This is a genomic window from Streptomyces solitudinis, assembly GCF_036323765.1.
Lineage (GTDB): Bacteria > Actinomycetota > Actinomycetes > Streptomycetales > Streptomycetaceae > Streptomyces.
Map to the genome: position 1 here is coordinate 1 of NZ_JAZDCW010000020.1, position 5508 is coordinate 5508.

At 72.8% G+C, this 5508-nt stretch carries 5 protein-coding genes; 1 reads left to right on the forward strand and 4 read right to left on the reverse strand.

Going from position 1 to position 5508, the window contains the following annotated elements:
* Both V1J52_RS25895 and V1J52_RS25900 read right to left on the reverse strand, forming a co-directional pair.
* The coding region (locus tag V1J52_RS25895) for a roadblock/LC7 domain-containing protein (RefSeq protein ID WP_330142410.1) at positions 1-207 on the reverse strand (207 nt) is incomplete at its 3' end.
* 9 nt (positions 208-216) lie between these two features.
* Positions 217-3642, reverse strand: coding sequence for a sensor histidine kinase (locus V1J52_RS25900; protein WP_330142406.1), 3426 nt, complete (start codon positions 3640-3642; stop codon positions 217-219).
* Positions 3643-4182: 540 nt separating this feature from the next.
* Here V1J52_RS25900 and V1J52_RS25905 point away from each other — a divergent pair.
* Positions 4183-4353 (forward strand): hypothetical protein, encoded by a 171-nt coding sequence (locus V1J52_RS25905; protein ID WP_330142407.1) that lies wholly within the window; start codon positions 4183-4185, stop codon positions 4351-4353.
* A gap of 120 nt (positions 4354-4473) precedes the next feature.
* Here the strand turns inward: V1J52_RS25905 and V1J52_RS25910 are convergent, their stop codons facing one another.
* Both V1J52_RS25910 and V1J52_RS25915 read right to left on the reverse strand, forming a co-directional pair.
* Entirely contained in the window at positions 4474-4695 is a 222-nt protein-coding gene (locus tag V1J52_RS25910) for an acyl-CoA carboxylase epsilon subunit (RefSeq protein WP_330142408.1), read from the reverse strand.
* Positions 4696-4715: 20 nt separating this feature from the next.
* On the reverse strand, positions 4716-5508 hold a 793-nt coding region (locus V1J52_RS25915; RefSeq protein ID WP_330142409.1), incomplete at its 5' end, for an acyl-CoA carboxylase subunit beta.

The window sequence follows — 5508 nt, forward strand, 5'->3', positions numbered from 1 at the left end:
ACCCTCGAAGATCCGCGAAGCACCCTGCGTCAGCGACGTCAGCCCCGAAGCCACCGCCGCCAGCTGATCGGCACGATCACGCGGGAACCCCTCGGACATCGCCAGCAGAAGACCGTCGGCGGAGACCACCACCGTGTGCGACACCCCGGGGGTGTTGTCCACGAAGTTGGTGATCAACCAGTTCAGATTCTGCGCCGCCTGGCTCATCGGACTCAACTAACGCTCCTGCCGGTACGTGGGGCCGGGGCCCCGGTTGGTGCTGCCGGAGGCTCCGCCGGCCTCGCGGCCCTGCTGGATGCCCCGGCGGAGGTTGGTCAGCCGGCCACGCACGGCGTCGGGCGCGCGCGAGACCTGCGGACCGGACCGCGTGTTCTCCTCCTGCTGCTCTGCGGTGCCCGCGACCAGGTTGGCACGCGGGACGCGACGGGGCAGACCGGATGTGGTGATTCCTCCGGCACTGGGCGCGCGGAGCTGCTCCGCGCGCCGCCAGCGCTCGTCGTTGGGCGACTGCTGCCACGAGGCGGCGCCGGACCCCGCGCCGCGTGCTTCCGGACGGCCCGGGGCCGGACGCTCCGGCGCCGCGGTGCGCGTCCTGGCCTCGGCGCCCTGGCCGGGCCCGCCACCCGGGGAGGTGGGTCCGGGCTGGTCCGTACGGCCGCGCGGGCCGCTGGTGAACCAACTCGTCTCCATCTCCTCGAAGATCGGCGTGCGGGTGCCGGCCGACGCCGCGGGCGCGACGGGCAGGTCCAGCTCGGAGGTGTCGTCCTGGCGCCCCGGGGCGCCGGGCACCGGGTAGGAGCCCGTGGACTCCGGGTCGTCGTGGCCGCGCGGCACCTCCGGCTCGTGACCGCGCTGGCCGGGGAAACCGGTGTCCTGCCGCTGACCCGGGAAACCGCCGTCCTGCCGCTGACCCGGGAAACCGGTGTCCTGCCGCTGACCGGGGAAGCCCTCCTGCGGACCGCCCTGACCGGGGAAGTCCCGGTCCGGACCGCCCTGACGGGGGAAGCCCTCCTCCTGGCCGCGCGCCCAGCTCGGCCGCTGCCCCTCCGGACCGGCCGGTTCGGTACGCGGCTGGCCGGAACCGGGGCCGCGGGCCGGGACTTCGGCCACCGGCTCACTCTGCCGGGCCGGCAGCTGGGGCGAGCGCTCCGGCCCCGGGACGGAGGGCGGCGGTGCGGACGACGGCGCCGGGGGCAGCGGCGCCGGAGCGCCTGCGCCCCGGCCGCCGCGGTCGGCGCCGCGTCCGGGGAGGGGAGCGTTGGCCGGTGTGCCGTGCGCGGGGGTGCCGCCGTGCACCGGGCCGCCCTGCGGCGGCCGGGGCGCGAAGCCGCCGGACGGCGCGGGGGCGCCGCCGCCGTGGGCGGGCAGGGCGGGACGCTGGCTCCCGGGGACCTGGTTGCGGGTGTGCATGGCCCCCAGCCGGCTTCCGCCCGGTGCGGGACCGCCGCTCTGCGGCTCCCGGCCCACCGTGGTGCTCGGTGCGCCGCCGGGGCCGCCCGGGCCGGGCCGGGACGCCTTGGCGCCCTGGCTGACCTCGACGGGGAGCATGACCAGCGCGGTCGTACCGCCGGAGTCGGACGGGCGGAGCTGGATGCGGATGCCGTGCCGCAGGGACAGCCGGCCGACCACGAACAGGCCCATGCGGCGGGAGACGGAGACGTCCACCGTCGGCGGGTTGGCCAGCCGGTCGTTGATCGCGGCCAGGTCCTCGGGCGAGAGGCCGATGCCGGTGTCGTGGATCTCGACCAGCACCCGGCCGTCGGGCAGCGCGTGGCCGGTGACCCTGACCTTCGTCTGCGGGGAGGAGAACGAGGTGGCGTTCTCCAGCAGCTCGGCGAGCAGGTGCACGAGGTCGTTGACGACGCGGCCCGCCACCTGGGTGGCCGGGACGGCGCTCAGCTCGATGCGCTCGTACTGCTCCACCTCGGAGGCCGCGGCGCGCAGGACGTCCACGAGCGGCACCGGGCGCGTCCAGCGGCGGCCGGGCTCCTCGCCCGCGAGGACGAGCAGGTTCTCACCGTTGCGCCGCATGCGGGTGGCGAGGTGGTCCAGCTTGAACAGGGACGAGAGCTGGTCCGGGTCGGCCTCGCGGGACTCCAGTTCGGAGATGAGCGAGAGCTGCCGCTGGATGAGGCCCTGGCTGCGCCGGGAGAGGTTGGTGAACATCGCGTTCACGTTGCCCCGCAGCATGGCCTGGTCACCGGCGAGCCGGACGGCCTCGCGGTGCACGTCGTCGAACGCGGCGGCCACCTGGCCGATCTCGTCCCGGCTGTGCACACCGACGGACTCGACGGTGGTGTCGACGTCCTGCGGGTCGGACTCGGAGAGCTGCTTGACCAGCTCGGGCAGCCGCCTGCTGGCGACCTCCTGCGCGGTGTCCTGGAGCCGCCGCAGGGAGCGGACCATGGAGCGGGCGACGACGAAGGCGCCGGCCAGCGAGATACCGAGGACCAGCAGGACGATGGCGCCGTTGATGATGGCGGCGTTCTGCGCCTCCGAGCGCAGCTCGCGGGCCTGCTGCTCCATCTGGTCGAGCAGCGTCTTCTCGATGCGGGCCATCGCGTCGATCTTCGTACGGTCCTGGTCGTACCAGTCCATGTACGAGCGGTCCTCGGCCTTGATGCCCTCGGGGCTCTTGAAGACGCGGGAGGCGTACTCGTCCGCCGACGTGATGTTGACGATGCCGCCGTCCAGCGGCTGCGTCAGGTCGGCGGCCTCCTCCGGGCCGTAGATGACGTTGAACCGGTTCAGCGCGGCGCGCTCGTTCTCGTTGGCCGTCTTGCCGTAGCGCCGGTCGTTCTCGGAGAGGGCGGGGCCGCTCTCGGGCGCCAGCCCGGCGCTGATGACCGCGCGCTGGATGGACGCGTACTCCTTGGCCGTGGAGAACGCGGCCAGGGCGCGGGTGCTCTGGATCATGTCCGGGTTGCTGGTGGCCTGGGCCATGTCCTGGGAGAGGGCCAGCAGGGACTCGATGAGGCTGTTGTACTCGCTGACCGTGTCCGCGATGGCCTTGGGGTCGTCGTAGGCCCGCTCGCGGATGTTCTTGATGGTGTTGAGCTGGCGGCCGATGTCGATGATCGTCGCCTGGACGCCGGTGAGGTGGTGGTCGCCGTCGGCGGTGAGTTCCTCGGTGGCCTCGTTGAACGCCTGCTTGGCCTGGTCGGTGCGCTCGCGCGGCCCGACCACGGTGTCGTCCTTGGCGTTGCCGTGGGCGGTCAGCGGCCCGGCGGAGCGGTCCCGCTCCTCCTGGAGCGCGGCGGCCAGCCTGGTGGCCTGCTCGGTCATCTCGGTGAGCAGCCGCATGTTCTCCAGCTGCTCGACCTCGCTGGTCGCGTCGACGATCCGGAAGCCGCCCAGCACCGTCGCCGCGGCCACCGGAAGGGCGATCAGGGAGACCAGACGGGTGCTGATCCGCCAGTTCCTCAGCGAGAGGCGCGTTCCCGGCCCGCTCGGTTCCCGCGGGCCGGCGGCCTGTGTACCGGCGTCCGGCTGCACGGACGGGGCAGCGGTGCCGTCGGCGTCGTGGACGGGCGCCGTCGAACCGCTGTCCTGCGTGCGCTGGGGGGAGGAGCCGCGGTCGGTCGCCCCGCGCAGCTCCGGGTCTCCCGCAGCGCTGCCATCCCTTTTGAAACGTCCCTGCACTAGCGTCGCAACCTCTGGACCAGGCGTCTCCCCGGGTGAACGGCGAGACGGTATTGAGTCGGGGAAGCCGTAGGGCCACCCCAACGGTCGTGATTGACCGGCGCGTGCCGTCCTGACCCGCCGCGCGGCGCTGGTGTGCGCCCCCTGCGCGCCGGCCGAAATCTGCGGCGGTCCGTGAGATTCCAGCACAGTGCCCGATCTCCCAACAAGGGCCGGGGGTAAGGCCGCGACATCTATAACCCTGTGCAAATCCGGGGTCACTACAGGTGAGGCGCGACGCCCGGAAATTCGCACCTTTCCGGGCGATACGGACACCCGGGTGACCCGCCCCGAGCGTGACCCTGCGCGGCGTAATCTCCGCACTTGACTGGCAATGCCGGTTTTCAGAGGTTCAACCATCGGGGCGTTATGCCCGGTATGTCGGTGACTGGGTGAGGAACCTCACAAGGTGTGAATTGCCTGTACTGACCAACTGACAGTCACATCGTTTTACTCTTGTGATTTGCATCGCTTCCACACGACCACAAGAGGCCCAGTCCAGTGAAGACGACTTGGATCATCCGCAACGTCGCCAACCCGCAGCGCACCACGCTCGCCCACCTGCGGGACACCGCCGAGCTGCTGCCGCGCGAACGCGAGCACACGGCGGAGCTGCCGCAGGCCACGGCGAACCCGCGCCGCACGACGCTGGTGGACCTCTCCCAGGACTGACGGCACGCCCCGTGCCGGTGCGCACGAGGGCCGCCCCCGCGTCAGGACGGCACGGGGGCGCCTTCGCGTACCCGGACGGCGGCCCGCCCGCAGGAGGGCCCCGCCGCCCGGGGCGGGCTGTCAGAGCTGCCAGCTGTGCGGCGCCCGGAACCCGGGCGTGCGCTCCAGCCTGCGCCAGCGCGCGGGCGTGCGGGAAGCGGGCCGCGCCGGTCCCGCGGGCCGCTGAGCCGGATGGCCGCCCGCCGCGCGGGCCAGCAGCAGCGCGGTGACGGCGGCCAGCTCCTCGTCGCTGGCCCGCCCCTTCTCGACCCGGACCAGGCGCGTGGCGTCGGTGGTGCTCACGGATGTCTTCCTCTCCTGCTTCACTGCGGGGGGTTGCCGTGCTTGCGGGACGGCAGGTCGGCGTGCTTGGTGCGGAGCATGGCCAGCGAGCGGATGAGCACCTCGCGGGTCTCCGCCGGGTCGATCACGTCGTCGACCAGGCCGCGCTCGGCCGCGTAGTAGGGGTGCATGAGCTCCGCCTTGTACTCCTTGACCATGCGGCTCCGGGCGGCCTCGGGGTCGTCCGCCGCGGCGATCTGCCGCCGGAAGATCACGCCGGCGGCCCCTTCGGCACCCATGACGGCGATCTCGTTGGTGGGCCAGGCGTAGGTCAGGTCGGCGCCGATGGACTGGCTGTCCATGACGATGTACGCGCCGCCGTACGCCTTGCGCAGTACGACCGAGATCCGCGGCACCGTCGCGTTGCAGTAGGCGTACAGCAGCTTCGCCCCGTGCCGGATGATCCCGCCGTGCTCCTGGTCCACCCCCGGCAGGAAGCCGGGCACGTCCAGCAGGGTGACGATCGGGATGTTGAAGGCGTCGCACATCTGCACGAAGCGGGCGGCCTTCTCCGAGGAGTGGATGTCCAGCACCCCGGCGAGCGTCTGCGGCTGGTTGGCGACGATGCCCACCACCTGGCCGTCCAGCCGGGCCAGCGTGCAGATGACGTTCTCCGCCCAGCGCTCGTGGACCTCCAGGAAGTCGCCGTCGTCGACGAGTTCCTCGATCACCTTGCGCATGTCGTACGGGCGGTTGCCGTCGGCGGGGACGAGGTCGAGCAGCGCGTCCCCGCGGCGGTCGGCGGGGTCCTCGGTGGCGACCGTCGGCGGGTTC